This is a genomic window from Streptomyces sp. NPDC047079 (assembly GCF_040643755.1).
Classification (GTDB): domain Bacteria; phylum Actinomycetota; class Actinomycetes; order Streptomycetales; family Streptomycetaceae; genus Streptomyces.
Map to the genome: position 1 here is coordinate 63,051 of NZ_JBEYUZ010000017.1, position 26,672 is coordinate 89,722.

A 26,672-nucleotide genomic window follows, 5' to 3' on the forward strand; every position below is an offset into this window, starting at 1 on the left:
CGGCCGCACGGGCCGCGGGGCGCGGCACACTGGAAGGGCCGCCCCGCACGCCCAAGATCCGCCGGACCCGGTCCCACCCCAGCCGAACGTCCCGCTGAACCGCCCGCCGAAACGACCGTTCCACCGGGGGAGTTGGAAACAACCCGTGACCACCTGGACCGACCACACCGCCGACCGGCCCATCTCGCTCACCGCCCCGAGCGGCATCGACCGCGCCGCCCACCACCGGCTCGACGAGGCATGGCTCGCCGCGGCGTGGAGCCACCCCACCACCCGCTGCTTCGTGGTCTCGGGCGGCCAGGTCCTCATCGACGAGACGCCCGACGGCCGGACCGAACTCGTCATGACCCCCTCCTTCGAGGCACCCCTCACCGAGGCCCACCGCTACTTCCTCGGCACCGACGAGGAAGGCGTCAGCTACTTCGCACTCCAGAAGGACGCCCTCCCCGGCCGCATGGACCAGTCCGCACGCCCGGCCGGCCTGCGCGAGGCCGGACTGCTGCTGTCCCCCCGCGACGCGGGCCTCATGGTCCACGCGGTCGCCCTGGAGAACTGGCAGCGCATGCACCGCTTCTGCTCACGCTGCGGCGAACGCACCGTCATCGCGGCCGCCGGACACATCCGCCGCTGCCCGGCCTGCGGCGCCGAGCACTACCCGCGCACCGACCCAGCGGTGATCATGGCCGTCATCGACGACAAGGACCGCATCCTCCTCGGCCGCCAGGTGCACTGGCCCGAAGGCCGCTTCTCCACCCTCGCCGGCTTCGTCGAACCAGGCGAGTCCATCGAACAGTCCGTGCGCCGCGAAGTCTCCGAAGAAGCGGGCATCACCGTCGGCGAGGTCGAGTACGTCGCCAGCCAGCCCTGGCCCTTCCCCTCCAGCCTGATGCTCGGCTTCCTCGCCCACGCCACCACCACCGACATCAACGTCGACGGCGACGAGATCCACGAGGCCCGCTGGTTCTCCCGAGAGGAACTGCGCGCCGCCTTCGAGTCCGGAGAAGTACTGCCCCCCTACGGCATCTCCATCGCGGCCCGCCTGATCGAACTCTGGTACGGCAAACCCCTGCCGACCCGCAGCGTGTGACACGGAGGCGGTCCCCAGGAAAACCCCGGGGACCGCCTCCCGCAAACCCGTGACCGCGCGGCCGTCACGCGCCGATCTTCTGCTTGACCTGCGCCAGCGACGGGTTCGTCAACGTCGAACCATCCGGGAACAGCACCGTCGGAACCGTCTGGTTCCCGCCATTCGCCTTCTCCACGAACGCCGCGGACTGCGGGTCCTGCTCGATGTTGATCTCGTCGTACGTGATGCCCTCACGGTCCATCTGGCTCTTCAGCCGACGGCAGTAGCCACACCACGAGGTGCTGTACATCGTCACAGTGCCCGGCATGTCGGTCGCGCTCCTTCACGGCTAGGGATGCGTGCTCTGCTTGCTCGCTCAGGAGGCAACGTACGTGAAGCTTCCACCATTCCCACCACCTCGTTCCCGCCGCCGTCCGCCGTCCGCCGTCCGCCGCACGGGCACCCCGGCCCTCACCAGCCCTCACCCCGGCATTCATACGACTGCACAAGCCCCCCTGTGGACAACCACCGCACCCGTCTCCGCAGACCTGGCAGCATGGCGGGGTGACAGCAGCAACGCACTCCACCCTCTTCCCGCAGGTTCCGGACTCGGCCGACGCGGTGCTCGAAGGGCTCGACCCCGAGCAGCGCGCCGTGGCGACCGCCCTGCACGGCCCGGTGTGCGTGCTGGCAGGAGCCGGCACCGGCAAGACACGGGCCATCACCCATCGCATCGCCTACGGAGTCCGCGCCGGCATCCTCCAGCCGTCCAGCGTGCTCGCCGTCACCTTCACCAACCGCGCCGCAGGCGAGATGCGCGGCCGCCTCCGCCAGCTCGGCGCCGCCGGCGTCCAAGCCCGCACCTTCCACTCCGCCGCCCTCCGCCAGCTCCAGTACTTCTGGCCGAAAGCCGTCGGCGGCAGCCTCCCCCGCATCATCGACCGGAAGATACAACTCGTCGCCGACGCCGCCGCAGCCTGCCGCATCCGCCTCGACCGCAACGAGCTACGGGACGCAACCGCCGAAATCGAATGGTCCAAGGTCACCCAGACCATCCCCGCCGACTACGCCGCCGCGGCCGCCAAAACCGGCCGCGAAGCCCCCCGCGACCCCGCAGAGATCGCCCAGCTCTACGCCACCTACGAAGACCTCAAACGCGAACGCGCCGTCATCGACTTCGAAGACGTCCTCCTCCTCACGGTCGGCATCCTCCAGGACCGGCACGACATCGCCGAAGAGATCCGCACCCAGTACCAGCACTTCGTCGTCGACGAATACCAGGACGTCAGCCCCCTCCAGCAGCGCCTGCTCGAACTCTGGCTCGGCGACCGCGACAGCCTCTGCGTCGTCGGCGACGCCAGCCAGACCATCTACTCCTTCACCGGCGCCACCCCCGACCACCTCCTCGACTTCCGCAACCGCCACCCCGCAGCCACCGTCGTCAAACTCGTCCGCGACTACCGCTCCACCCCCCAGATCGTCCACCTCGCCAACGGCCTCCTCGCCCAAGCCCGCGGCCGCGCAGCCGACCACCGCCTCGAACTCGTCTCCCAGCGCGACCCCGGACCCCAGCCCCTCTACACCGAATACGCCGACGAACCCGCCGAAGCCGAAGGCGCCGCCCGCCGCATCCGCGACCTCCTCACCAGCGGCGTACCCGCCGCGGAGATCGCCATCCTGTTCCGCACCAACTCCCAGTCCGAGATCTACGAACAAGCCCTCGCGGACGCAGGCATCCCCTACCAGCTCCGCGGCGCCGAACGATTCTTCGACCGCCCCGAGGTCCGCAAAGCCGGCATCGCCCTCCGCGGCGCCGCCCGCTTCGGAACCAACGACACCCTCCTCGACGACGCCGTCGACCTGCCCTCCCAGGTACGCGCCATCCTGTCGGGCGAGGGCTGGACACCCACACCCCCGGCAGGCTCCGGCGCCGTCAGAGAGCGATGGGAATCCCTCGCCGCCCTCGTGAACCTCGCCAAGGACCTCACCTCGGCGAAACCCCACGCCACCCTCGCCGATCTCGTCGCCGAACTCGACGAGCGAGCCAACGCCCAGCACGCCCCCACCGTCCAGGGCGTCACCCTCGCCTCCCTGCACTCCGCCAAGGGCCTGGAATGGGACGCCGTCTTCCTCGTCGGCGTCGCCGAAGGCATGATGCCGATCACTTACGCCAGAACCGACGAACAGATCGAAGAGGAGCGGCGCCTGCTCTACGTCGGCGTCACCCGGGCGAGAGAACACCTCCACGTCTCCTGGTCCCTGTCCCGCACACCGGGCGGCCGCCCCACCCGGCGCCCCAGCCGCTTCCTCGACGGACTGCGCCCCGGCTCGTCCGCCACCCCAGGCCGCTCCCCATACGGCGGCACCGTCGGAACCAGCGGAATCGAACGCGGTTTCGGCACCCCTGCCACGGCCGTCGCCCCCCGCCGCACCAGCAGAACCCCCGCCCGCTGCCGAGTCTGCGGGCGCACCCTCTCCGACGCCGGCGAGATGAAACTGATGCGCTGCGACGACTGCCCCTCCGACATGGACGAGGGCCTCTACGAACGGCTGCGCGCATGGCGAGCGGAACAGGCCCACCGCAGCGGACAGCCCGCGTTCTGCGTCTTCACCGACAGGACCCTGATCGCCATCGCCGAAGCCGCCCCCGACGACGAGGGCGAACTGGCACGCATCCCCGGCGTCGGAGTCCGCAAGCTCAACCGCTACGGCGCCGAAGTTCTGGCCATCTGCGCAGGCCGGGACGGAGACCGACAGGACGACGGCGACTGATACCAACTCGTCGAAAAAATAGTTTGCGTACGCGCCAGCAATCCCCATAGGTTCTTAGCCACGGGCACGGCGGCCTTCTCGAAGGCCCCGATTCCGTGCTGTACTTATGTATCCGTCGGACTGGCACACCCCAGTCCCCCGAGACGCCGAGAGGAGGCGATTGAAGTGATCAGCATCAAGACCAGCTCCACCAGCACCGTCAAAATGACCGATCTCTCGGTCGTCTCCACGTGCATGCCCGGCGCCTTTGACCTGGGCACCGGTCTGTCCGGCATCCGTGCCGACCGCCCGGCGTCCTCCCTGTCTCTCGCGGGTCTTCCCGTCCGTGAGCGCAATGAGCGACCGACCAAGGCACTGGAAGCAGTAGTGGCACGGGCGCACGCCTATGCCTTTGCAGCAGCCGGTGCCGGATTCCGGAAGCAGACGACGCAGCACCACCTGATGTGGGCCTTCCGTGGGCCAGAACCCTGGAGTGATCCAGCCTGATCGCCGATCAGGCCGGCGCCTTCAGGGCCGCGGAACCCCACCCGGGATCCGCGGCCCTTCTGTTTTCCCCAAACGGGGACGGCAGACCGAAGGGGCCTCGGGACAAGAAAAGAACCTGGTACCAAGCCGCCACCCGGCCCAACAGGGCCGGAACGACCAGACGAGGAAGACGACCCGTGCAACTCGAAGCGCACGCCCCGTCCGTACCGCCTTCCGAGACGATCCCCCCGCCCGGCCCCACGGAGGACTCCACCTTGACCCCGCTCACCCCCCTCACCGCGCTCGACGACGCCATCGAGAACCTCGGCGTACCCGTCCCCTGCCGCTCCTACGACCCGGAGGTCTTCTTCGCCGAGTCGCCGGCCGACGTCGAGTACGCCAAGTCCCTCTGCCGCACCTGCCCGCTGATCGAGGCCTGCCTCGCCGGCGCCAAGGAGCGGCGCGAACCCTGGGGCGTCTGGGGTGGCGAACTCTTCGTCCAGGGTGTCGTCGTCGCCCGGAAGCGGCCCCGTGGCCGCCCGCGCAAGAACCCGGTCACGGCATGAACACCGCAGGAACGATCGACCGCCCCCTCACGCACGACCCCAAGAAGCAGGCCCCGATGAAGCCGTCCACCAGCGAGCCCGCAGGCTCCGCGATCCCAGACGTCAGGACCACCGGCGCGAACGCCTCGCGCCAGAACAGGACCCGAGAGATGCAACTCATCCCAGAAGCCTTGGCTCGCGCGCATATGCGCGAGCGACTGCAGGAGGCCGAGCGGGGACGCCTCGCCGTGCGCCTGGCGATGGCCCGCCGGATGCAGCGCAAGGCCGAGCGCGCCTCGCTGCGTGCCCGCCGCGCGCTGGCCATCGCCGTGATGCAGTAGCCGACCAGCGTCGGCGGAGGGAAGAAGAAGACCTTGCGGGGGCCGGTCCGAACGGACCGGCCCCCGCGGTGCGTTATGTGCCACGATTCACGCCGACGGGGATATCGTCACCGGAGTGACGAGTCTTCTCGGGGACAGTGACAGCAGTGGCTCCACGCGGCCGTCCGGCACCGCACACGCCCAGAACCTCGTGTGCGCCCGCTGCGGCACCCCCGCCGACGGCCCCCAACCCACATGGAGCTGCTCCGTGGAGAACGGCGCTCGCCACTACTTCTGCGACAGCTGTGCCCGGGCCAACATCAGGGCGATCGAGGGGCGGCTGGACTCGGCTTGGTGGTAAGGGCGGCTCCGATCCCCAAACCTCCGCTTCGGGGGGCCTCCCCCCTCCCCTCCCCCCCCGGCCCGCCCCACCCCCCGCTAGAGCCCGCGGATCAGCCCGCTCGCTCACGCCTCAGCTGCCGGTTCCTCCTCCGGTAGGAAGCCCGGGAGCCACTCCTCGAGTTCGTCGCGCAGCCGGACCGTTGCGCCCAGCTGGCACAGCACGCCGATGGTGCTCAGTGTCACCCGGTGTATGAGCAGGTACGCCGGGGGCAGGTTCAGTCGCTTGCCCAGCTGGTAGGCGGGGGAGCGCGGGTCGGCGATGCGGGCCGCCTGGCTGCGCATCCAGCCGCGAGTGAAGGTGAACTCGTCAGCCAGGGCGGGCTCGATGATCGGGAGGAGGTAGTCGAGGACGGCGTCGGGGTCGAGGTCGATGGATTCCTTGACGAAGCCCTCCGCGCAGAGGAGTTCGTAGACCGACTGGGCGTCGCCCTCGAGGGTCATGCGCAGGGAAGGGCCGATCGGGGCCGGCAGACCGCCGGGGAGGCGGTCGACCGTTCCGAAGTCCAGGACGCCCAGGCGCCAGTCGTCCTTCCGGGTGGAGCCGGCGGGGGAGGGGAGCAGACGGAAGTTGCCCGGATGCGGGTCGGCGTGCAGGAGGCCCGTGCGGGCGGGGCCGGAGAAGAGGAACCGGGCCAGCAGCTGGCCGGCGCGGTCGCGCTGCTCCTGGGTGCCGCTGGCGATGACCTCCGACAGCGGTATGCCGTCGACCCACTCGGTCACCAGGATCTGCTCGCACTGGTGCACCACATCCGGCACCGTCACGTCCGGGTCGTTCGCGAATTCCTCCGCGTGCGCGCGCTGGGCCTGTGCCTCCAGGCCGTAGTCCAGTTCTTCGGAGACCCGGTCGCGCAGTTCCGTGATCAGGGGTTTGATGTCCATGCCCGGGACCAGGGGGCCGAGCAGACGGGCGAATCGGCTGAGCTGGTTGAGGTCGGAGAGCAGCGCCTCACCGGCGCCCGGGTACTGCACCTTGACCGCGACCTCGCGGCCGTCGTGCCACACCCCGCGGTGGACCTGGCCGATCGACGCGGCTGCCGACGGCTTGTCCTCGAATTCCTCGAACAGCTCCTGCCAGTTCTCGCCGAGGCGCTCTTCGAGCACGGCGTGCACCGTGCGCGTCGGCATCGGTGGGGCCGCCTCCTGAAGTTTCGTCAAGGCGGCACGGTAGGGTCCGGCGACCTCTTCGGGGAGCGCGGACTCGAACACGGACAGGGCTTGGCCGAACTTCATCGCGCCGCCTTTGAGCTCGCCGAGCACCTTGAACAGCTGCTCGGCGGTGCGCTGCTGGAGTTCGCGGCCGACGATCTCCGCGGATTCCCCGACGATGCGTTTGCCCAGCCCCCACGTGGCCCGCCCGGCGAAGCCGAGCGGGAGCGCGGCGAGCTTGGCGGTCCGGGTGACCGCCTTCCGGGGAAGATCAGACATGCGCCCTCCAAGTCCCAGACAGCCGTGCCGCGTGTGTCCTGTGGGACGAGTTTCTCGACGGCCGTTGCTCCGCCATTGTCTCGTGCGGCTCCGCGTCCTTTGAGGTGTGTTCCTCGTTACCTTTCTCCGCCGCGCCGCACTCGCATGCGGGGTGTGGCCACACCGGTCGTGCGTGCCAGTGCAGCCGGGGCACGGATGTCTCCCAGCGCGCACCGGCGCTGGAGGGCGCGTCACCGTCGAGGAAGGCGAGCGCGTGTCCGGCGGCGACTGCGGCGACGGCGGTGGCCAGGGCGAGGTCGCAGGCCTGGATCTGCTGCGGGCGTCCGGAGCGCCACTGGGCGACCAGCCGTGGCCAGGTCGTGTCCCGGTCGCCGCGTGCCCGGTCGAGGCAGCCCGCGCAGGCCGTGTCGCCCGGCAGGACGAACGGGCCGACGACTCCGGTGCCTTCCACGACGCCTGCGTAGAGATGGGGCGTGCCGGAGGCGATCAGTGGCTGGGCGGTGAACGGGTCGGGCGCGTGGACGTCGAGGCCGTCGCGTGGGGCCAGGATCACCAGGGAGAGGCGGGGGCCCGGATCGTCGTGGGGGGAGCGCCGGGAGGGGCGCTCCCGGCGTGGTGGCCGGTCCGGGGCGGCTGCTCGCACGGCGCGGCGGGCGGCTTCTTCGCGGCGTGCGCCGATCGAGTCGGCCGGAAGGCCGCCCGGTGCGACGTCCCAGGGTTCGACGCAGCCGGTGTCGCGGACGTCGACCTCGCCGACGCCCGCGCCGGCGAGCAGCGAGGCGAGGACGGCTCCGACGCGGCCGGCGCCGCGGACCTGGACGCGGTGGTTGCGGCGGGCGGCGAGGCGTCGGGCGGGCTCGTCCGGTGGGCGGGCGACGAGTGACAGGGAGGCCAGGTCGGGGCGTAGGCGGTCGAGGACGGCGGCTTTCGCGCGCAGGGCTTCGGCTTGTGGGCCGCCGCCGGTGGCGTCGTCGAGCAGGCCCGAGCCGGACAGGTTGTCGATCAGTGCGTCGACGTGGCCGTCGGGCAGGCCCATGCGGCGGGCTTCCTCGCGCAGCAGTGGCAGGCCGCGGGTGCCGTCGAGCAGGGCGAGGAAGCTGCCGGTGGCGGTGTCCATGGGGCCTAGCACCATGGCGTGCGCGGGCGCCATCCCGAATTGCACGGTGTTCAGATCGCGCCAGCCGCGTCGCAGCGCGGGCTTCACCATCGGATGCATGAGTGGCCCCCGTAGTCCTGGTAGGTAGCTGTGTGCCGGCGGGTGGTCTGGTGTGCCGACGGGGTCAGGATGCCTGGGGAGGGTGGGGGTGTGCGGAAAGTTGTCCACAGGCGGGGGTGTTCGTCGTATGAATCAAGCGCATGGGGTGTGGATCGGCACGGAACCGTCCCGGAGGGAGGACTTCCGCTGTGTGCAGCGGGTAACGTCGGGGCGTGTCCGCCGACCCACTGCACCGCGCCGGAAAGCCACAGCGCAGCACGACGAGCCAGCCGCCGAGCGGCTCGGGGGCGAGCGCGATCGAGGTGCGCAGGAGTGCTCGTCGCCGCAGGACGGTCTCCGCGTACCGCGAGGGCGATCGCACCGTCGTGCTGATCCCCGCCCGGATGTCCGAGGCGGAGGAGCAGCGCTGGGTGACCGTCATGCTCGACAAGCTGGCCGCTCAGGAGAGCAAGCGGGTGATCGGCGACGAGGAGCTGGCCGAGCGTGCGGAGCGGCTGTCGTTGCAGTATTTCGAGGGGCGTGCGCGGCCCGCCTCGGTGCGCTGGGTGACCAATCAGAACACGCGCTGGGGCTCGTGCACCCCGTCCGAGGGCAGTATTCGTCTGTCGCACCGGTTGCAGGGCATGCCGGAGTACGTCGTGGACTATGTGCTGTTGCACGAGCTGGCGCATCTGCTGGTGCCGGGGCACGGGCCGGATTTTTGGAGACTGTTGGAGGCGTATCCGCGCACGGAGCGTGCCCGGGGGTTCCTGGAGGGGGTTGTGGCGGCGGGCCGGCTGCCGCACCAGCCGGTGGCGGGGGCCGAGTAGCCGGGGGCCGGGTTCGGTCCTTTGAGCGGTGCCGCCGGGTGCCGCCCGCGCGGGCAGGGGTGCCGTCCGGGAAGCGGTTGTGTACCGGGTCTGTACCGGCTGAGCCCGCTGTGGGTGTTTGCCGTTAGCCTGGCGCGACGCACTCTTATTCGGGATGGGGGACGGTCGTTACGCATGGCCAGGGAATTCCAGCGCGGCCACAAGGCCAGGATCAGTGACCTCACCGCGGGCACGGATCTGTATGTAGGCGTGCAGATCGGCGGGCCCGGACTGACCTTCGACATCAGCTGCTTCGGGCTGGACGCCGACGAACGACTTTCGGACGACCGGTACTTCGTCTTCTTCAACCAGCCGAAGTCGCCGGAGGAGGCCGTTCAGCTCCTGGGGGCGCAGGCGGGCGACACGGAGTCCTTCCGGATCACGCTCGACAGGATCCCGCCGCATATCCGGAAGCTGTCCTTCACGGCGACGATCGACGGTGCCGGGCAGATGTCGCAGATCGGCCCCGGATATCTGCGGATCGTGGCGGGTGGCGAGGAAGTGGCCCGATATCCCTTCAGCGGCGCGGAGTTCAGCACCGAACGTGCGGTCATGCTGGGCGACTTCTATCTGAAGGACGTCTGGCGGTTCGCCGCGGTCGGCCAGGGCTTCGACGGTGGCCTGGAGGCGCTGCTGAAGAACTTCGGTGGGGAGGTCGCCGAGGAGGAGGCATCCGCGCCGGAGCAGTCGCAGCAGCCGTCGGCCGATGCGGTGCCCGGGTTCGCGCCGCCCGCCCAGCCTTCGGCGCCGCCCGCGTTCGCCGCCCCGTCCGCGCCCGTTGCCGCCCCGGCGCCGCAGCAGCCGCAGCCCGCGCCGCAGGGCTTCGCGCCACCCCCGGCGCCCGCTCCGCCCGCCCCCGCGCCGTCCGTGCACGCCGCGCCCACCATCGTCGCACCCCTGACGTCCCCGCCCGGCGCAGCCGTGCCGCCGCCGGGCCCCGCACCGTACGCCCAGCCGCCTGGGCAGCCGGGCCCGCCGCCGGGCTACGGCGGGCAGCCGTCCGCCTCGGTGCCTCCCGGTTACGGTCAGCCGACCCCGCCCCCGCCCCCCGGTTACGGTCAGCAGCCGACCTACGGCCAGGTTCCCGGCCAGGCGGGCGCCCCAGCCCCGTACGGCGCTCCCCAGGGTGCCCCGCAGGGCGCCACCGGTGCGGCCGCCGCGCTCCAGGCGTTCAAAGAGACGCCCACCGGTCAGCGGTGGACGCAGCAGAACAAGAAGCTGGTCCGCGTCGACCTCGGCATCGGCGGCCAGCCCGTGCTGGCGCGGCAGGGCAGCATGGTGCTCTACCAGGGCAAGGTCGACTTCGGCTACAAGGGCGCCGGTTTCGTCGGGCGGGTCGTGGGCAACGCGACCGGCCAGGAGATGCAGCTGATGCGGTGCACGGGCCAGGGCCAGGTGTTCCTCGCCGAGAACGCCGCCCATCTGCACCCGATCGAGCTCCAGGGCGACGCGATCTGTGTCGCCGCGGAGAACGTCCTCGCCTTCGACGAGTCCCTCCAGTACGAGGTCCGGCGGATCGAGGGGCACGGCATCCCGGGTGGCGCGCTGTTCACGATGCAGTTCCAGGGGACCGGCACGATCGTCGTGAAGACGCATGGCGCGCCGGTGGTGCTGCCCGTCACCCCGACGACGTTCGTGGACTCCAACGCCGTCGTCGCCTGGTCGGCGGCCGCCCAGGTGATCGTCTCCAGCCAGGTGCGGATGCGCCGCAACGCCTACCCGGGGGACACCGGGGAGGGCGTCAATCTTCAGTTCCGCGCCGCGCCCGGCAATTTCGTCGTCGTCCAGCCGTACGAGGTCTGAGGGGGCCTGTCATGAACCAGCCGCTCGCGGGCTTCGCCCCCGCACCCGTCACCGCCCGCATGGAGAACCACGGCAGTCACATGCTGAAGGTCGCCCTGCAGACCGGGAACGACCTCTTCGCGCGCGTGGGGTCGATGGTCGCCTACGAGGGGTTCGTGCAGTACGAGCCCAACCCGCCCGCGGTGCGTCAGATCGCGCGGGACTGGATCACCGGCGAGGGCGCGCCCCTGATGAAGTGCTCCGGGGACGGTCTGCTCTACCTCGCCGACTACGGCGCGAACGTCGTCGTCATCAACCTGGGCGGCGACGCGATCTCCGTCAACGCCACCAACCTGCTCGCCTTCGACGCGCATCTGCAATGGGGAGTCGAACGCGTCAAGGGGCTCGCCAAGTTCGCCGGGCAGGGCCTGTGGAACACGAAGATCGCCGGACAGGGCTGGGTGGCCCTGACCTCCCGCGGCAAGCCGATCGTCGTCGACTGCGGCGGCGGTGAGGACGAGACGTACGTCGACCCGGACGCCCTCGTCGCCTGGTCCCCGAACCTGAAGGTGAAGGGCAAGCGCAGCTTCAAGGCGCAGTCGCTGATCGGGCGCGGCAGCGGTGAGGCGTACCAGATGGCGTTCTCCGGGCAGGGCATCGTGGTCGTCCAGCCCAGCGAGGACAGTACCGACCGCCTCCGGATCCGGGGCTGAGGGGGAAGTCGCACACCATGCAGAGCACGCTTTTCGGCTACAACGAGCAGCAGACCCAGGAGCGCTACAGCCTTCAGAACCCGCAGCTGCTGCGGGTCCTGCTGGAGGGGCACGACGACGTCCTGGCACGCAAGGGCACCATGGTCGCCTACCAGGGGCTCATCGAGTTCGACGCCGAGTACCAGAGCAGCGGCCGGCGCAGTGCGCGTGCGCATACGGGCGAGGGCCTGGACCTGATGCGCTGTCACGGGCAGGGCAGCGTCTACTTCGCCAACCTCGCCCAGTACGTGCACATCATGGACGTCGAACAGGAGGGGCTCACCGTCGACAGCAGCTATGTGCTGGCGATGGACTCCTCGCTGCATCACGAGGTCATCGCCGTGGACAGCCAGTACGGCATCTCCGGCTCCGGCAAGTACCAGCTCAACATCACCGGGCGCGGCAAGGTCGCGCTGATGACGTCGGGCGCGCCCCTGCTGATGCAGGTCACCCCGGACAAGTACGTCAACTGCGACGCCGACGCGATCGTCGCCTGGTCCACCGGACTGCGCGTGCAGATGCAGGCCCAGACGCACTCCACGGGGGTGTGGCGCCGACGCGGCAACACCGGTGAGGGCTGGGAGCTCAGCTTCATGGGCAGCGGCTTCGTGCTGGTCCAGCCCAGCGAGCTGCTGCCGCCGCAGAACGCGGCGATCGGGCAGGGGCTGCGCGCGCAGTACGGCATGGGCCAGCACGGGGCGCGCGGACAGAACCAGGGCAACGTCTGGAGCTGAGGGCCCGGCCCGGCATTGGTAAGGGGCGACCGCCAGCGCGGTGTTGCCCCTTACCGATGCGGCTGGGAGCGTGATGTTCTCAGAGCCTGGCGCGCGTCCGCTCCAGCAGGCGTACCACCGAGTCGTCCGCCACGGCCGCCACCTCGTCGTAGGCGAACCAGCGCAGGTCCAGCGACTCGTCGCTGATCGCCTCGACGGCACCGGCCGGAGCGAGCGCCGCGTACTGGACGTCCAGATGCCAGGCGCACGGCGTGTGATGGCGGTCCAGGCGCACCGGTCCGCCGGGCAGCAGGGCCAGCCCCGTGATGCCCGACTCCTCTGTCGCCTCCCGCAGGGCGGCGACGGCCAGCGCCCCGTCGGACGGCTCGCAGTGGCCGCCCATCTGCAGCCACATCCGCACCTTTCTGTGCAGGGTCAGCAGCACACGGCCGTGCTCGGGGTCGATCACCAGGGCGCTCGCCGTGATGTGCCCGTCACGGCAGGACTTCCACATGCCGTCGGGGTGCGTCGCCAGGTGGTCCAGGTAGACCTGGCACAGCTCTTCCTGGTCCTCGTAGCCCTTCAGCACGAGGACCGTGTCGTCGTGGAGGCTCACTCGGCGCCGTCGTCCTCGGCGGCGCCGTCGTCCTTCTTCCCGAGGTCGGTCTTCCCGGTGGAGCCACCCGCCGCCTCACCGAGCATCTTGTCCAGCTCGGAGAAGTCGAGCTGCTCGCGGTGCACGAAGCCGTCCGGGTCGTCCAGGTCGGATGCCGTGGGCAGCATGTCCGGGTGCGCCCACAGGCCGTCCCGGCCGTCCACGCCACGCGCGTCCGTCAGCGACGCCCACAGCCGGGAGGCGTCCCGCAGCCGGCGCGGACGCAGCTCCAGACCGATCAGCGTGGCGAACGTCTGCTCGGCCGGACCGCCCGAGGCCCGGCGGCGGCGCAGCGTCTCACGCAGCGCGTCCGCGCTCCCCAGGCGCGGCTTCGCCGCCGCGTGCACCACCGCGTCCACCCAGCCCTCGACGAGCGCCAGCGCCGTCTCCAGACGGGCCAGGGCCGCCTTCTGCTCCGGTGTGTCCTCCGGCTGGAACATGCCCTGCTGGAGGGCCTGCTGCAGCTCCTCCGGGTTCTGAGGGTCGAACTGGCCGACCACGTCCTCCAGCTTGGCCGTGTCGACCTTGATGCCGCGCGCATAGCCCTCGACCGCGCCGAAAAGATGCGAGCGCAGCCACGGCACATGGGCGAACAGACGCTGGTGGGCGGCCTCCCGCAGGGCGAGATACAGCCGCACCTCCTCCTTGGGCACGCTCAGGTCCTTGCCGAGCGCCTCGATGTTCAGCGGCAGCAGCGCGGCCTTCCCGGCCGGACCGAGCGGCAGACCGATGTCGGTGGACCCGACGACCTCGCCGGCGAGCACACCGACGGCCTGCCCGATCTGCGTGCCGAACATGGCACCGCCCATGGAACGCATCATGCCGATCAGCGGGCCGGCCATGGCCTGCATCTCCTCCGGCAGGACGTCGCCCATGGCCGCGCCGACGCGCTCGGCGACCGGGTCCACGAGCTCCTTCCACACCGGAAGGGTCGCCTCCACCCACTCGGCGCGGCTCCAGGCCACGGCGGAGCCCGAGCCGGACGGCAGCGACGTCGCATCGTCGAGCCACAGGTCGGCCAGGCGGACGGCCTCCTGGACCGCGGAGCGCTCGCCGGGGCTCACGCTCGCGTCCTTCGTGCCGTCCGAGGTGCCCTGGGAGACCGTCTGGCGGGCGATCTGCTTGGCCATGTCCCAGTTCACCGGGCCGCCCTCGTAGGAGAGCATCTGGCCCAGCTGCTGGAACGCGGCCCCCAGGTCGTTGGGGTTCAGGGAACCGAACATCGCGGCCAGCGGATTGTCGGCGCCGGCGCCGCCGGCTCCGGACAGCCCGAAAGCGAACGGGTTGGCCGGTCCCTGACCACCACCGCTCTGCTGGTCCTTCTTCTTGCCCTCGTCGCCGTTCTCCGGCTCCTCCGGCGGAAGGCCGAATCCGAATGGGGTGTCACTCACGGGATTCCTCGGCTGGTAAGGCCACCGGCTTTTTCCGGCGGCTGGCTGCCCGACAACACACCCAGCGTAGACACCCCGGCACGATCGGGCCTGGGTGCTTCGCCGACACCTGGCCTGCGGCAGGATGGATGCCACCTGGTACGGCTCGCGTGCGTCGCGTCCGTACTGAAGACAACCGCTGGAGACGCCCGGTGAGTTCCCCAGATCCACAGGTTCGCGCAGCGCGAAACCCCTCGGCCCGCCCGTCGCCCGACGACCGCCCCCGCGCGGCGGCCCTGCGCGCCGACGAGGCCCCCGCCCTCCGCGGGCCCGTCGTAGCGGTCACCGGCGCCGCTTCCGGCGTCGGCGCGCTGCTGACCGAGCGGCTGGCCGCGTCCGACGGGATCAAGCAGGTCGTCGCCATCGACGAGCGGTGCGGGGAGTGCGCGGCGGCGCAGTGGCACATCCTGGATGTGCGGGACCCGGCGATCGCGGAGAAGCTGCGCGGCGCGGACGTCGTGGTCCACCTGGCCCTCGATCTCGATCTGGAGACGGATCCCGCGGCGCGTACGGCGTACAACGTGCGCGGGACGCAGACCGTGCTGACCGCCGCCGCGGCGGCCGGGGTGCACCGGGTGGTGCTGTGCACGTCGGCGATGGTGTATGGGGCGCTGCCGGACAACGAGCTGCCGCTCTCCGAGGACGCCGAGCTGCGGGCCACGGCGGAGGCCACCGGGGTCGGGGACCTGCTGGAGATCGAGCGGCTGGCGCGGCGCGCGCCCCGCGCGCATCCGGGACTCAACGTCACCGTCGTCCGCCCGTCCGTGCTGGTCGGGGGCACCGACACCGCGCTGACCAGGTACTTCGAGTCGCCGCGGCTGCTGGTGGTGGCGGGATCGCGGCCTGCCTGGCAGTTCTGCCACGTCGAGGACCTGTGCAGCGCCCTGGAGTACGCCGTCCTGGAGAAGGTGGAGGGCGAGCTGGCCGTCGGGTGCGACGGATGGCTGGAACAGGAGGAGGTCGAGGAGCTGAGCGGGATCCGGCGCATGGAGCTGCCCTCGGCGGTCGCCCTCGGGGCGGCGGCCCGGCTGCACCGGATCGGACTCACGCCCTCGCCCGCCGGAGACCTCGCGTACACGATGTACCCGTGGGTGGTGAGCGGCAGCCGGCTGCACGCCGCCGGATGGCGGCCCCGGTGGACGAACGAGGAGGTCCTCGCGGAGCTGCTGGACGAGGTGTCCGGGCGACACACCGTGGTGGGGCGGCGGCTCGGGCGCAAGGACGCGACCGCGGCGGGTGCCGCGGGCGCCACGGTGGCTCTGCTCGGCGCGGCCGCGGTGGTACGGCGGGCGCGGAAGGCCCGGCGGCGGATCTGAGGCGCGGCGCCCGGAGGGACGCGGGAGGCCGCCACGCGGGCGGCCGCCCGGACGGAGGGTGACAGCGGCCCGGACGCACGGGGACCAGCGGGCGGGACGGTCGGGGAGCGGAACTGCGCGGCCGGGACCAGCGGCCCGGACGGTCGGGGAGCGGAACTGCGCGGCCGGGACCAGCGGCCCGGACGGTCGGGGAGCGGAACTGCGCGGCCGGGGACGCGCGGGGTTCGAAACCCTGCGGTCCCGCCATGACGTACCGGTACCGCTTGGCGGACCCTCCGAGCGGGCACACGCGCGTGCTGGGCGGATCTCTCTTTCGCGCTGCCTCGGACGTACGGCACGATGGGGGCATGGCACCCCACAGCGACCACCCCGGTGAGCAGGCGGCGGACGACCCCGTGAAGCTGCTCGCGATCCGCGACACCCCGCTGTCCGTCGACGAGGTCTTCCGGGCCGTCGGTGACGAAGCGGCCGGAGGGACGGCGCTGTTCGTCGGGACCGTCCGCAACCACGACGGCGGGGCGGACGTCGACGAGCTGGAGTACTCGTGCCACCCCAGCGCCGAGGCGGAGATGCGGCGGATCGCCGAGAAGGTCGCCGCCGACTACCCCGTCCGGGCCCTCGCCGCCGTCCACCGCGTCGGGAACCTGAGGATCGGCGACCTCGCCGTGGTCGTCGCCGTGGCCTGCCCCCATCGGGGCGAGGCTTTCGAGGCGTGCCGCAAGTTGATCGACGACCTCAAGCACGAGGTGCCCATCTGGAAGCACCAGAGGTTCTCCGACGGGACGGAGGAGTGGGTGGGCGCCTGCTGACCCCGGGACGACCCCCCCCGGCGGCACGGTCCGGCCCAGGCCCATTCCTCTCATAGGGTTAACCAAGCTCTCACCCGGTCTCCGGTTGCGTAACCGCACCCCTGACGTGAGCGTTGACATGGCGGATGATTAATCTGCTGATCAGTCAGTTGCGGTCGCTCATGGGGTTGGGAGGTCGGCATGGCGGCGCTCGCCTGGTTGCTGATTCCGCTGTTGGCTGCGATCGGTGCCGCACTGTGGGGCAGTTGGGCCGGCCGTCACCGCAAGACCGCGGGCGACGGTTCCGAGCTCGCCGGATACGCGCGTTTCCGCGAGGCCATGGAGAAGTCCCACTCCGGCACCTGAGGCCCTGCCGCCCGAGGGGCCGCCCACGCGTACGGACGGCCCCGAGGGTGCAGCGCCAGAGCATTCCCGTACTGTCGTTCCATGCCACGCCGCACCGCGACGATGCTCGCCTCCACCCTGATGCTGATCGCGCTCCTGTGCGCGGGAGTGTTCATCAAAGTGCCGTACTCGGAGATGTCCCCGGGTCCGACGGTGAACACCCTCGCCGAGCACGGCGGCGAGCCGGTGCTGCAGATCTCCGGGCGCAAGACCTATCCGACGACCGGCCATCTGAACATGACAACCGTCCGGGTCACCAGCGCCGACTACAACATGAACCTGGTCGAGGCCGTGTACGGCTGGCTCGCGCACGACAACAAGGTCGTCCCGCACGACACGCTCTACCCGGACGGCAAGACCGAACAGCAGTCCACCCAGGAGAACGCCGAGGAGTTCACGCAGTCCCAGGAGAGCGCCAAGGTCGCCGCCCTGAAGGAGCTCCGCATTCCCGTGCGCTCCTGGGTGATCGTCGCCACCGTCCTCAAGGGCTCGCCCGCCGAGGGCAAGCTGCACGCCGGTGACGTGATCAAGGCCGTCGACGGGACGGCCGTGAAGGCGCCCGGCGACGTGGCGAAGCTGGTCACCCGGCACAAGCCGGGACAGGACGTCGTCTTCACGATCGTGCCCGCCAAGGAGCAGACCGCCGCCGAGAAGGCACAGAAGACGGCCACCCGGACCCAGGACGTGACGATCAACACGGAGAAGTCCCACGACAGCGGCCGGCAGCGGGCCATCGTCGGGATCTCCGCCGGGACCGACCACACGTTCCCGTTCTCGATCGACATCAAGCTCGCCGACGTCGGCGGCCCGAGCGCGGGACTCATGTTCGCCCTGGGCATCGTCGACAAGCTCACCCCGGGCGACCTCACCGGCGGGAAATTCGTGGCCGGCACCGGCACCATCGACGACGACGGGCACGTCGGTCCGATCGGCGGGGTCGAGATGAAGACCGTCGGCGCGCGCAGCAAGGGCGCCCAGTACTTCCTCACCCCCAAGGACAACTGCGCGGCCGCGGCCAAGGACGCCCCCGAGGGCCTCACCCTGGTCCGGGTCAACACCCTCGACGACGCCCTGAACGCCCTCCAGGACATCCGGGCCGGCAAGACCGCCGATCTGCCGAAGTGCACCACCAAGGGCTAGACAGCCACCGAGTGCGCAGAACGCCGTAGGGCGCATACGGCGATGGGGGCGCCCCCCGAATCCGGGGGGCGCCCCCTCACACGTGGACAGCCCCTCACATGTGGACAGTCCCATCGCGCGCGGACAGCCCCATCGCCGCAGGCCACGCCGGCGGGAGCCGTGCGCGCCTCAGTCCTCGAACGTCGCCGACAGCGCCTCCGCGAGCCCCGGCACCAGGTCCGGGCCCGTCAGCACCTCCGTCGGCGAGTCCTTCTCGCGCAGGCGCAGCGCCGACTCGCGCGCGCCGTCCCGCAGCACCGCCACCGTCATCCGCACCTCCTGGCGGTCCGGGTGCTCGGCGACCCACTGGGCCAGCTTCTTCTCGCTCAGCCCCTGCGGGACCGCGGTCTCCGCGGACGGCGGCAGCATCAGCCGCTCCACCGTGAGCGCACAGCCGACGACCGCGCCGGGCCAGGCGATCGTGGCGAGGAACTCGTCCAGCGGCCTGCCGGCAGGGATCTCCTCCTGCTCGATCGGGGTGAGGCCCGCGGCCTCGGGCTCGTCCTCCAGGCCGAGCTGGGCCGCGAGCGAGGGTTCCTGGGCCCGCAGCCGCGCGGTGTCGACGAGGGCGAAGAGGCGAGCGGGCTGGTCCCACCCGAGGCCGGAGACGTACTCGTCGATCTCGAGCACGGCCCGGGTGAGGGGACTCGCTGCCATGGGAGTGTTGGACATGGTCACAATCCTGCCTCGTTCCGACCCGGAAGCGGGAACCGAGTAAAGCGCCAGTAAGTTGCATAGGTGGGGCTCCGCGTTCGTGGGGCCTCATCCATGGTCCGCGTTCACGGGGGCCTGACGGATCAACACGGATCAACAGCGAACTTCGAGGTGCGCACCTTGGCTTTCCAGATGCCGGACCGCGGCGGAGGCCCGACGGGGCCACGGATCAGAGTGGGCCGCCCGTCCCGGCGTGCCCGGACCCTGCTCATGACACTGGGGGTCCTCGCCGTCCTCGGTATGGCGTTCGTCATGTTCGCCGGCTTCTGGACGGACTGGCTCTGGTACCGGTCGGTGAAGTACTCGTCCGTCTTCACCACCACGCTGTGGACCAAGATCGGGCTGTTCTTCGTCTTCGGCCTGCTGATGGCGGCCGCTGTCGGCCTCAACATCTGGCTCGCCCACCGGCTGCGCCCGCCGCTGAGCGCCATGTCCATGGAACAGCAGAGCCTCGACCGCTACCGGATGGGCATCGCGCCCTACAAGCGCTGGCTGCTCCTCGCGATCACCGCCCTGGTGGGCCTGATCGCGGGCGCCTCCGCGGCCGGCCAGTGGCAGACCTGGCTGATGTGGGTCAACGGAGTGCCCTTCCACCAGAAGGACCCCCAGTTCCACCTGGACGTCGCCTTCTACGCCTTCGACCTGCCCTGGTACCGCTTCCTGCTCGCCTTCGGCTTCGCCGCCACGGTGCTGTCGCTCATCGCCGCCGCGCTCACGCACTACCTCTACGGCGGCCTCAGGCTCACCTCCCCGGGAGCGCGCGCCACCGCCGCCGCGACCGGGCACCTGTCGGTGCTGCTCGGCGTGTTCGTCGCCCTGAAGGCGGTCGCCTACTGGCTCGACCGGTACGGACTCGCGGTCAAGTCCAGCGACTTCAAGGCGACCGGCGACTGGACCGGCCTGAGGTACGTCGACGCCAACGCCTACCTGCCCGCCAAGACGATCCTGTTCTGCATCGCGGTCATCTGCGCGCTGCTGTTCTTCGCCACCCTGTGGCGGCGCACCTGGCAGCTGCCCGTCATCGGCTTCGGTCTGATGGTCCTGTCGGCGATCCTCATCGGCGGGCTGTACCCGGCGATCGTGCAGAAGTTCCAGGTGCAGCCCAACGAGCAGGCCAAGGAAGCGCCGTACGTCACGAAGAACCTCAAGGCGACCCGCGAGGCCTACGGCATCGACGACGCCCAGGTCAGCGAGTACGCCGGCACGAGCAGCACCAAGGACAAGAACAAGCTGCGCGAGGACGCCGACGCCACGGCGAGCATCCGCCTGCTGGACCCGAACGTCGTCTCACCGACGTTCCAGCAGTTGCAGCAGATGAAGAACTACTACGCCTTCCCGACCAACCTGGACGTCGACCGCTACACCACCAAGGACGGCAAGGACCAGGACACGGTCATCGGTCTGCGCGAGCTGAACCTGGCGGGCATCCCGAAGCAGAACTGGATCAACGACCACTTCCGCTACACCCACGGCTACGGCGTGGTCGCCGCCAAGGGCACCACCGCCGACGCCAACGGCCAGCCCGTCTTCACCGAGTCCGACCTGCCGTCCTCCGGTGACCTCGGCACCTACGAACAGCGGATCTATTACGGCGAGAAGACCACCGCGTACTCGATCGTCGGCGGCCCCCAGAAGGAGATCGACTACTCCGACGACAGCGGCGAGAAGACCACCTCCTACCGGGGCAGGAGCGGCGTCAGCCTCTCCGACCCGGTCAACCGTGCCGCCTACGCGGTGGCGTTCGGGGAGCCGCAGATCCTCTACTCCGGCGCCATCGGCGACGGCTCGCGGATCCTGTACAACCGCACGCCCAAGCAGCGCGTGGAGGCGGTCGCGCCCTGGCTGACCATCGACGGCGACGCCTACCCGGCGGTCGTCGACCACCGGATCCAGTGGATCGTCGACGCCTACACCACGACCAACGGCTACCCGTACGCCTCCCGTACGACCCTCGGCGACACGACGGCCGACTCGCTCACCGCGGGCAACACCCAGCGCGCGGTGATGGCCCAGCAGAACCAGGTCAACTACATCCGCAACTCGGTGAAGGCGACCGTCGACGCCTACACCGGCGAGGTCAAGCTCTACCAGTGGGACACCAAGGACCCGGTCCTGAAGACCTGGATGAAGGCGTTCCCAGGCACCGTGGAGCCGCGCAGCGACATCTCGCCGTCGCTGATGTCCCATCTGCGGTACCCGCAGGACCTGTTCAAGGTCCAGCGCGAGCTGCTCACCCGCTACCACGTGAAGGACGCGCAGACGTTCCTCAGCGGCAGCGAGGTGTGGCAGGTGCCGGACGACCCCACCAACAAGTCGGGCAACGCGGTGCCGCCGTACTACCTGAGCATGAAGATGCCCGACCAGTCCGCGCAGGCGTTCTCCCTGACGACGACGTTCACACCGAACGGCCGTGACAATCTCAGCGCCTTCATGACGGTCAACGCCGAAGCGGGCAGCCCCGACTACGGCAAGATCAGAGTCCTGAAGCTGCCGACGAGCAGAACGGTCGACGGGCCCAAGCAGGTCCAGAGCCAGTTCAACTCCGAACAGGACATCGCCGAGTCGATCAGGCTCCTCAAGGGCGGTGACTCGGACATCGAGTACGGCAACCTGCTCACCGTCCCCATCGACGGCGGCCTGCTGTACGTCGAGCCCGTCTATGTGCGCGGCGGCGGCCTCAAGTACCCGCTGCTGCGCAAGGTACTGGTGACCTACGGCGGCAACACGGCGTTCGAGGACACCCTCGGCCAGGCGCTCAACAAGGTCTTCGGGGCGGAGGCTTCGACCACCCCGCCGGACACCGGGACCACCAACAACCCGCCACCGTCCCGCAACCCGACGGTCCAACAGGCCCTCCAGGACGCCCAGAAGGCCTTCGACGCCGGTCAGGAGGCCCTCAGGAAGAGCGACTGGGAGGCGTACGGACGGGCGCAGAAGGACCTTCAGGACGCGCTGAAGCGGGCCCAGGAGGTGCAGTCCAAGGCCGGTAACCCCGGCGCCGGCAGCGGCGGCGGAAAGAGCGGTGCGAACCCGTCCGCGGGACCGAGCGCCTCGCCCGGCGGTTCGCCCAGCGGTTCGCCCAGCGGTTCGCCGAGCGGTTCGGGCGGCGGCTGAACCGAAGCCCTCCCGCGCCGTGATACGGTTGCCAGACAACGGCGCGGGGTGGAGCAGCTCGGTAGCTCGCTGGGCTCATAACCCAGAGGTCGCAGGTTCAAATCCTGTCCCCGCTACTGAAGTCGAGGGCCCGGATCCTGATCAGGATCCGGGCCCTCGGCGTGTGCGGACGACACGACGAGACGCACGGTGTGACCTGGTGACTCACGTGAAGTACTGCCGGTTGCGCGGGTAGTTGGCCACTTTGTGTTTGACTTGTCTCTCTGTGGGCATGTCGACAAAACGCTGAAGTGACCTCACTGGCTGCGGTATACCAGGTGTACCCGGGTTGCGGGTGGTGCGACGATGGACGTTATGGGGGACAAGGCAGCTCTGTTCGAATCACGGCGAATTGTGTCGCCCGCCGAGCGGTATGAGGCGGGCGAAAACGGCGAGGGCGGCGAGGCCGGCGAAGCCATCGAGGAGGCGCGCCACCGGCTCGCCGCCGAGGCCGGCGACGTCGAGGCGATGAGCGTCCTCGGGGCCATGCTGCTGCGTCGCGGTGATCTGGACGGAGCCGAGCCCCAGCTGCGCGCCGCGACCGCCGCAGGTGACCGTGCCGCAGCCAACAACCTGGGCGTCCTTCTGCACCAGCGGGGATACGCCGACGAGGCCGCGGGCTGGTGGCGGGTCGCCGCCGTCGCCGGGTCGGCCGCGGCTGCGCACGCGCTCGGACGGCACCACCGCGAGCGCGGCGACGAGCCCGCCGCGGAGTACTGGCTGCGCCAGTCCGCCGAACAGGGGCACACGCTCGGCGCCTACGCGCTCGCGGATCTGCTGGAGCACCGCGGTGACGAGGGTGCCGAGCGGTGGATGCGGGCCGCCGCCGAACGCGGCCACCGTGAGGCCGCCTATCGGCTGGCCCGCGCCCTGGACCGCAAGGCCCTCGAGGCCCTCGAGGCCCGGGAGACCGGCGGTGACAACGCTGTCGACTCCAGGGTCCTGGAGGAGGCCGAGCAGTGGTACCGGCAGGCCGCCGCCCGCGGGCACCGCCGGGCCGCGCTGCACCTCGGGGCGATCCTGGAGAGGCGGGGCGACCTCAAGGAGGCCGGGCGCTGGTATCTGACGAGCGCCAAGGACGGCGAGGCGCGGGCCGCGTGCGCGCTCGGCTTCCTGCTGCGGGACGCGGGGGACACCGAGAGTGCGGCGGTGTGGTGGCTGCGGGCCGCCCAGGAGGGCGACGGCAACGCCGCGAACGCGCTGGGCGCGCTGCACGCCGAGCGCGGGGAGACGCAGACCGCCGAGCGCTGGTACCGGGCCGCGATGGACGCCGGCGACGTCAACGGCGCCTACAACCTGGCGCTGCTCTGCGCGGAGCAGGGGCGCACGGCACAGGCCGAGCAGTGGTACCGGCGGGCGGCGTACACCGGGCACCGCGAGGCGGCGAACGCGCTCGCCATCCTGCTGTTGCAGGGAGGGGACACGACGGGCGCCGAACCGTGGTTCTCCAAGGCCGCGGAGGCGGGAAGCGTCGACGCCGCCTTCAACCTCGGGATCCTCCACGCCGGACGCGGCGACGACGACACGGCCCTGACCTGGTACGAGCGGGCGGCTGCCGCCGGGCACACCGAGGCGGCGCTCCAGGTCGGGATCGCGCGACTGCGCGAGGGGGACGAGCAGACGGCCGAGCGGCACCTGCGGTGCGCCGCCGGGGGCGGCAGCGCCGAGGCCGCCTACCGCCTGGCCACCCTGCTGGACGCACGCCGGCCGCCCGCGCCCGCACACGAGCTCGGCGAGCCGTCGCACGAGAAGAGCGAATGCGAGGAGTGGTACGAGCGGGCCGCCTCGCAGGGGCACCGGCGGGCGCAGGTACGTGTCGGGATGCTGGCCGCCGCGCGGGGCGATGTCGTGGAGGCGGCCCGGTGGTACCGGGAGGCGGCGGAGGGCGGGTCGCGGAACGGGGCCTTCAACCTCGGGTTGCTGCTCGCCCGGGAGGGGAGCGAGCCGGAGGCCGCGCTGTGGTGGACGCGGGCGGCGGACGCGGGGCACGGCCGGGCCGCGTTGCGGCTGGCCCTCGTGTACGCACGGCGGGGGGAGCTGGCCGAGGGCCAGCGGTGGGCCGACCGGGCCGTGTCGCTCGGGCCCGCCGAGGTGTCCGAGCGGGCCGCACGGCTGCGGGACGCGCTGCGGCAGGAGCTGTCGGCCTGACGCCCCGCCGCCGCGGGGCCCAAGGGGGCACCTGCCCCCGGCCGGGGCCTTCCGGCAGGTGGTGGGGCCTTCCGACGGGCGGTGGCGGGCGCCCCGCGGAAGCGATTTGCCTCTGTCCGCACTGTTGACGTAATGTTGCGTTCACCGACGCGGGGTGGAGCAGCTCGGTAGCTCGCTGGGCTCATAACCCAGAGGTCGCAGGTTCAAATCCTGTCCCCGCTACTGAAGACCAGGGCCGGAACCCGGAAGGGTTCCGGCCCTGGCGCGTTCCCGGCCGGTGACCGCCCTCCCCAGAGGTGGCGCCCGCGGAGAAAGCGGTCGGTTCTTGTCTGCCAGAGAAGAGTTCTTGCCCCCGGGTGAAGAGTATGCGGGCGGGTCCTGCGCAATCCCACCCACATGGGGAAAGATCACTCGTCATGGACGCTCCCCGCACAGCCGAAAGCCCCGGCACCTTTGAGGTGCCGGGGCTCCTGGGCGAGCCTGGGTCAGGCCGCGGCGCAGTCCGGGCACAGTCCGCGATACGTCACCTCGACGTCCGAGACCGTGAAGCCGAAACGCTCCGAGGCCGGGAGGTCACTCATCGGGTCGCCCGTCGGATGGACGTCACGGATCGCGCCGCAGCGGGCGCAGACCAGGTGGTGGTGGGGCCGGTGGGCGTTCGGGTCGTACCGCTTGGCGCGCTTGTCCGTGGCGACCTCGAGCACCTCGCCGAGGGACACCAGCTCACCCAGCGTGTTGTAGACGGTCGCCCGGGAGATCTCCGGCAGCTTGGCGACAGCCCGCGCATGGACCTCGTCGGCCGTCAAGTGGACGTGCTCACCGTCGAGGACCTCGGCCACCACGCGCCGCTGCGCGGTCATCCGCCATCCGCGTCCGCGCAGCCGTTCCAACAGGTCACTCATACAGACCAGCCTAACAGCAAGGGGAACAGTTCCCGAATGGGTGTGACTTTGGAGCTTTGCTTGACTTAGACATTGTCCATTGTAGGATCGAGCTCGCCTTTGGCCAAGCGACAGGGTTGGTCAGTAATGACGCAGGAGGGCGCAGTGACGCAGGGACCGCTCACGACGGAGGCCGGGGCTCCGGTAGCCGACAACCAGAACAGCGAGACTGCGGGCGTCGGCGGCCCGGTTCTCGTGCAGGACCAGCTCCTTCTGGAGAAGCTGGCCCACTTCAACCGGGAGCGCATCCCGGAGCGCGTGGTGCACGCCCGCGGCGCGGGTGCCTACGGCACCTTCACGGTCACCGCCGATGTCACCCGGTACACGCGCGCCAAGTTCCTGTCGGAGGTCGGCAAGCAGACCGAGGTCTTCCTGCGTTTCTCGACCGTGGCCGGCAACCTGGGTGCCCCGGACGCCGTCCGCGACCCCCGCGGTTTCGCGCTGAAGTTCTACACCGAAGAGGGCAACTACGACCTCGTCGGCAACAACACCCCGGTGTTCTTCATCAAGGACGCCATCAAGTTCCCCGACTTCATCCACACCCAGAAGCGCGACCCCTACACCGGTTCGCAGGAGCCGGACAACGTCTGGGACTTCTGGGGCCTGTCGCCCGAGTCCACCCACCAGGTGACCTGGCTTCACGGCGACCGCGGCATCCCGGCGTCGTACCGCCACATGAACGGCTACGGCTCGCACACCTACCAGTGGAACAACGAGGCCGGCGAGGCCTTCTGGGTCAAGTACCACTTCAAGACCGACCAGGGGATCAAGACCCTCACCACCGAGGAGGCCAACGAGCTCGCCGGTGAGGACCCCGACTCCCACCAGCGCGACCTGCGTGAGGCCATCGAGCGCGGCGAGTTCCCGAGCTGGACCGTGCAGATCCAGATCATGCCGGTGGCGGACGCGGCGACGTACCGCTTCAACCCGTTCGACCTCACCAAGGTGTGGCCGCACGCGGACTACCCGCCGATCGAGATCGGCAAGCTGGAGCTCAACCGCAACCCGGAGAACATCTTCGCCGAGGTCGAGCAGTCGATCTTCAGCCCCGCCCACTTCGTGCCGGGCATCGGCCCCTCCCCGGACAAGATGCTCCAGGGCCGCCTCTTCGCGTACGGCGACGCCCACCGCTACCGCGTCGGCATCAACGCCGACCACCTGCCGGTGAACCGCCCGCACGCCACCGAGGCGCGCACCCACTCCCGCGACGGCCAGCTGTACGACGGCCGCCACAAGGGCGAGAAGAACTACGAGCCGAACAGCTTCGGCGGCCCGTTCCAGACGGACCGTCCGCTGTGGCAGTCGTTCAACGGCTTCTCGGCCGCCACCGGCAACCACGAGGCTCCGGTCCACGCCGAGGACAACGACTTCGTGCAGGCGGGCAACCTCTACCGCCTGATGTCCGAGGGTGAGAAGGAGCGCCTGATCGCCAACCTCGCGGGCTCCATCTCGAAGGTCTCACGCGACGACATCGCCGAGCGCGCGATCAACAACTTCCGTCAGGCCGACGGAGACTTCGGCAAGCGCCTGGAGGCCGCGGTCCAGGCCCTGCGCGGCTGACCCGGGTTGGACCGCTTGCGGTTAGGGGACGGGCCGGGCTCCCTGAGGGGGTTCCGGCCCGTTCGCGTGTCCGCGGC

The 26,672-nt window shown here is 70.6% G+C and carries 24 protein-coding genes and 2 tRNA genes; 19 read left to right on the forward strand and 7 right to left on the reverse strand.

Features of this window, described 5'->3' with window-relative positions; all coding sequences use genetic code 11:
- Window positions 1-145 precede the first annotated feature (145 nt).
- Window positions 146-1,087, forward strand: a complete 942-nt coding sequence (gene nudC / locus ABZ823_RS21840) for an NAD(+) diphosphatase (protein WP_361662771.1) — start codon at window positions 146-148, stop codon at window positions 1,085-1,087.
- A gap of 64 nt (window positions 1,088-1,151) precedes the next feature.
- Here nudC and ABZ823_RS21845 read toward each other — a convergent pair whose 3' ends face one another.
- Window positions 1,152-1,394 carry a mycoredoxin gene (locus tag ABZ823_RS21845; protein ID WP_361662774.1) on the reverse strand — a complete coding sequence of 81 codons (243 nt, stop codon included), beginning with the start codon at window positions 1,392-1,394 and terminating at the stop codon, window positions 1,152-1,154.
- 236 nt (window positions 1,395-1,630) lie between these two features.
- Here ABZ823_RS21845 and ABZ823_RS21850 point away from each other — a divergent pair, with 236 nt between their 5' ends.
- The 5 genes from ABZ823_RS21850 (at window position 1,631) to ABZ823_RS21870 (ending at window position 5,529) form a co-directional block, all read left to right on the forward strand.
- Window positions 1,631-3,838 carry an ATP-dependent DNA helicase UvrD2 gene (locus ABZ823_RS21850; RefSeq protein WP_361662777.1) on the forward strand — a complete coding sequence of 736 codons (2,208 nt, stop codon included), beginning with the start codon at window positions 1,631-1,633 and terminating at the stop codon, window positions 3,836-3,838.
- A gap of 165 nt (window positions 3,839-4,003) precedes the next feature.
- Window positions 4,004-4,324 carry a hypothetical protein gene (locus ABZ823_RS21855; RefSeq protein WP_361662780.1) on the forward strand — a complete coding sequence of 107 codons (321 nt, stop codon included), beginning with the start codon at window positions 4,004-4,006 and terminating at the stop codon, window positions 4,322-4,324.
- A 176-nt stretch (window positions 4,325-4,500) separates the two neighbouring features.
- Complete coding sequence (locus ABZ823_RS21860; protein WP_361662783.1) at window positions 4,501-4,869, forward strand: WhiB family transcriptional regulator; 369 nt, start codon at window positions 4,501-4,503, stop codon at window positions 4,867-4,869.
- The gene (locus ABZ823_RS21865; protein ID WP_361662786.1) at window positions 4,866-5,189 is read left to right on the forward strand and encodes a hypothetical protein; all 324 of its coding nucleotides are present in this window, start codon (window positions 4,866-4,868) and stop codon (window positions 5,187-5,189) included. The genes ABZ823_RS21860 and ABZ823_RS21865 overlap by 4 nt, the downstream gene beginning before the upstream one ends.
- A 115-nt stretch (window positions 5,190-5,304) precedes the next feature.
- Window positions 5,305-5,529, forward strand: coding sequence for a hypothetical protein (locus ABZ823_RS21870; protein WP_361662789.1), 225 nt, complete (start codon window positions 5,305-5,307; stop codon window positions 5,527-5,529).
- A 104-nt stretch (window positions 5,530-5,633) separates the two neighbouring features.
- Here ABZ823_RS21870 and ABZ823_RS21875 read toward each other — a convergent pair whose 3' ends face one another.
- Together ABZ823_RS21875 and ABZ823_RS21880 are read right to left on the reverse strand one after the other, a co-directional pair.
- Window positions 5,634-6,995: an AarF/ABC1/UbiB kinase family protein gene (locus tag ABZ823_RS21875; RefSeq protein WP_361662791.1), complete on the reverse strand. Its 1,362-nt coding sequence runs from the start codon at window positions 6,993-6,995 to the stop codon at window positions 5,634-5,636.
- On the reverse strand, window positions 6,988-8,211 hold the full coding sequence (locus ABZ823_RS21880; protein WP_361662794.1) for a TOMM precursor leader peptide-binding protein: 1,224 nt from the start codon (window positions 8,209-8,211) through the stop codon (window positions 6,988-6,990). Before ABZ823_RS21880 ends, ABZ823_RS21875 begins: the two co-directional genes overlap by 8 nt.
- Window positions 8,212-8,423: 212 nt before the next feature.
- Between ABZ823_RS21880 and ABZ823_RS21885 the strand changes: the two genes are divergently transcribed.
- The 4 genes from ABZ823_RS21885 to ABZ823_RS21900 all read left to right on the forward strand — a co-directional run bounded on the left by ABZ823_RS21885 (window position 8,424) and on the right by ABZ823_RS21900 (window position 12,327).
- Window positions 8,424-9,020 (forward strand): M48 family metallopeptidase, encoded by a 597-nt coding sequence (locus ABZ823_RS21885; protein ID WP_361662797.1) that lies wholly within the window; start codon window positions 8,424-8,426, stop codon window positions 9,018-9,020.
- Window positions 9,021-9,194: 174 nt separating this feature from the next.
- Window positions 9,195-10,862, forward strand: coding sequence for a TerD family protein (locus tag ABZ823_RS21890; protein WP_361662800.1), 1,668 nt, complete (start codon window positions 9,195-9,197; stop codon window positions 10,860-10,862).
- A gap of 11 nt (window positions 10,863-10,873) precedes the next feature.
- On the forward strand, window positions 10,874-11,554 hold the full coding sequence (locus tag ABZ823_RS21895; protein WP_361662802.1) for an AIM24 family protein: 681 nt from the start codon (window positions 10,874-10,876) through the stop codon (window positions 11,552-11,554).
- Window positions 11,555-11,571: 17 nt separating this feature from the next.
- On the forward strand, window positions 11,572-12,327 hold the full coding sequence (locus ABZ823_RS21900) for an AIM24 family protein (protein WP_361662806.1): 756 nt from the start codon (window positions 11,572-11,574) through the stop codon (window positions 12,325-12,327).
- Window positions 12,328-12,406: 79 nt separating this feature from the next.
- Here the strand turns inward: ABZ823_RS21900 and ABZ823_RS21905 are convergent, their stop codons facing one another.
- Complete coding sequence (locus tag ABZ823_RS21905) at window positions 12,407-12,922, reverse strand: NUDIX hydrolase (RefSeq protein WP_361662809.1); 516 nt, start codon at window positions 12,920-12,922, stop codon at window positions 12,407-12,409.
- On the reverse strand, window positions 12,919-14,352 hold the full coding sequence (locus ABZ823_RS21910) for a zinc-dependent metalloprotease (protein WP_361662812.1): 1,434 nt from the start codon (window positions 14,350-14,352) through the stop codon (window positions 12,919-12,921). The genes ABZ823_RS21905 and ABZ823_RS21910 overlap by 4 nt, the downstream gene beginning before the upstream one ends.
- A gap of 191 nt (window positions 14,353-14,543) precedes the next feature.
- Between ABZ823_RS21910 and ABZ823_RS21915 the strand changes: the two genes are divergently transcribed.
- The 4 genes from ABZ823_RS21915 to ABZ823_RS21930 all read left to right on the forward strand — a co-directional run bounded on the left by ABZ823_RS21915 (window position 14,544) and on the right by ABZ823_RS21930 (window position 18,040).
- Complete coding sequence (locus ABZ823_RS21915; protein ID WP_361662815.1) at window positions 14,544-15,707, forward strand: SDR family oxidoreductase; 1,164 nt, start codon at window positions 14,544-14,546, stop codon at window positions 15,705-15,707.
- A 347-nt stretch (window positions 15,708-16,054) separates the two neighbouring features.
- Window positions 16,055-16,516: a molybdenum cofactor biosynthesis protein MoaE gene (locus ABZ823_RS21920; RefSeq protein ID WP_361662818.1), complete on the forward strand. Its 462-nt coding sequence runs from the start codon at window positions 16,055-16,057 to the stop codon at window positions 16,514-16,516.
- 180 nt (window positions 16,517-16,696) lie between these two features.
- Entirely contained in the window at window positions 16,697-16,861 is a 165-nt protein-coding gene (locus ABZ823_RS21925; RefSeq protein WP_361662821.1) for a hypothetical protein, read from the forward strand.
- An 81-nt stretch (window positions 16,862-16,942) separates the two neighbouring features.
- Window positions 16,943-18,040, forward strand: a complete 1,098-nt coding sequence (locus ABZ823_RS21930) for a PDZ domain-containing protein (protein ID WP_361662824.1) — start codon at window positions 16,943-16,945, stop codon at window positions 18,038-18,040.
- 168 nt (window positions 18,041-18,208) lie between these two features.
- On the opposite strand, the gene ABZ823_RS21935 is transcribed toward ABZ823_RS21930, so the two are convergent.
- Window positions 18,209-18,751: a PPA1309 family protein gene (locus ABZ823_RS21935; RefSeq protein ID WP_361662827.1), complete on the reverse strand. Its 543-nt coding sequence runs from the start codon at window positions 18,749-18,751 to the stop codon at window positions 18,209-18,211.
- Window positions 18,752-18,925: 174 nt separating this feature from the next.
- Here ABZ823_RS21935 and ABZ823_RS21940 point away from each other — a divergent pair, with 174 nt between their 5' ends.
- The 4 genes from ABZ823_RS21940 (at window position 18,926) to ABZ823_RS21955 (ending at window position 24,316) form a co-directional block, all read left to right on the forward strand.
- Complete coding sequence (locus ABZ823_RS21940; protein WP_361662994.1) at window positions 18,926-21,907, forward strand: UPF0182 family protein; 2,982 nt, start codon at window positions 18,926-18,928, stop codon at window positions 21,905-21,907.
- 42 nt (window positions 21,908-21,949) lie between these two features.
- Window positions 21,950-22,023, forward strand: a tRNA-Met gene (locus tag ABZ823_RS21945).
- A 229-nt stretch (window positions 22,024-22,252) separates the two neighbouring features.
- A complete protein-coding gene (locus ABZ823_RS21950; protein WP_361662830.1) occupies window positions 22,253-24,094 on the forward strand; it encodes a tetratricopeptide repeat protein in 1,842 nt (613 codons plus the stop codon).
- A gap of 148 nt (window positions 24,095-24,242) precedes the next feature.
- Window positions 24,243-24,316 (forward strand) — tRNA-Met (locus tag ABZ823_RS21955).
- 263 nt (window positions 24,317-24,579) lie between these two features.
- On the opposite strand, the gene ABZ823_RS21960 is transcribed toward ABZ823_RS21955, so the two are convergent.
- A complete protein-coding gene (locus ABZ823_RS21960; RefSeq protein ID WP_361662833.1) occupies window positions 24,580-24,996 on the reverse strand; it encodes a Fur family transcriptional regulator in 417 nt (138 codons plus the stop codon).
- A gap of 144 nt (window positions 24,997-25,140) precedes the next feature.
- On the opposite strand from ABZ823_RS21960, the gene ABZ823_RS21965 reads away from it, so the two are divergent.
- The gene (locus tag ABZ823_RS21965; RefSeq protein WP_361662835.1) at window positions 25,141-26,595 is read left to right on the forward strand and encodes a catalase; all 1,455 of its coding nucleotides are present in this window, start codon (window positions 25,141-25,143) and stop codon (window positions 26,593-26,595) included.
- Window positions 26,596-26,672: the final 77 nt, after the last annotated feature.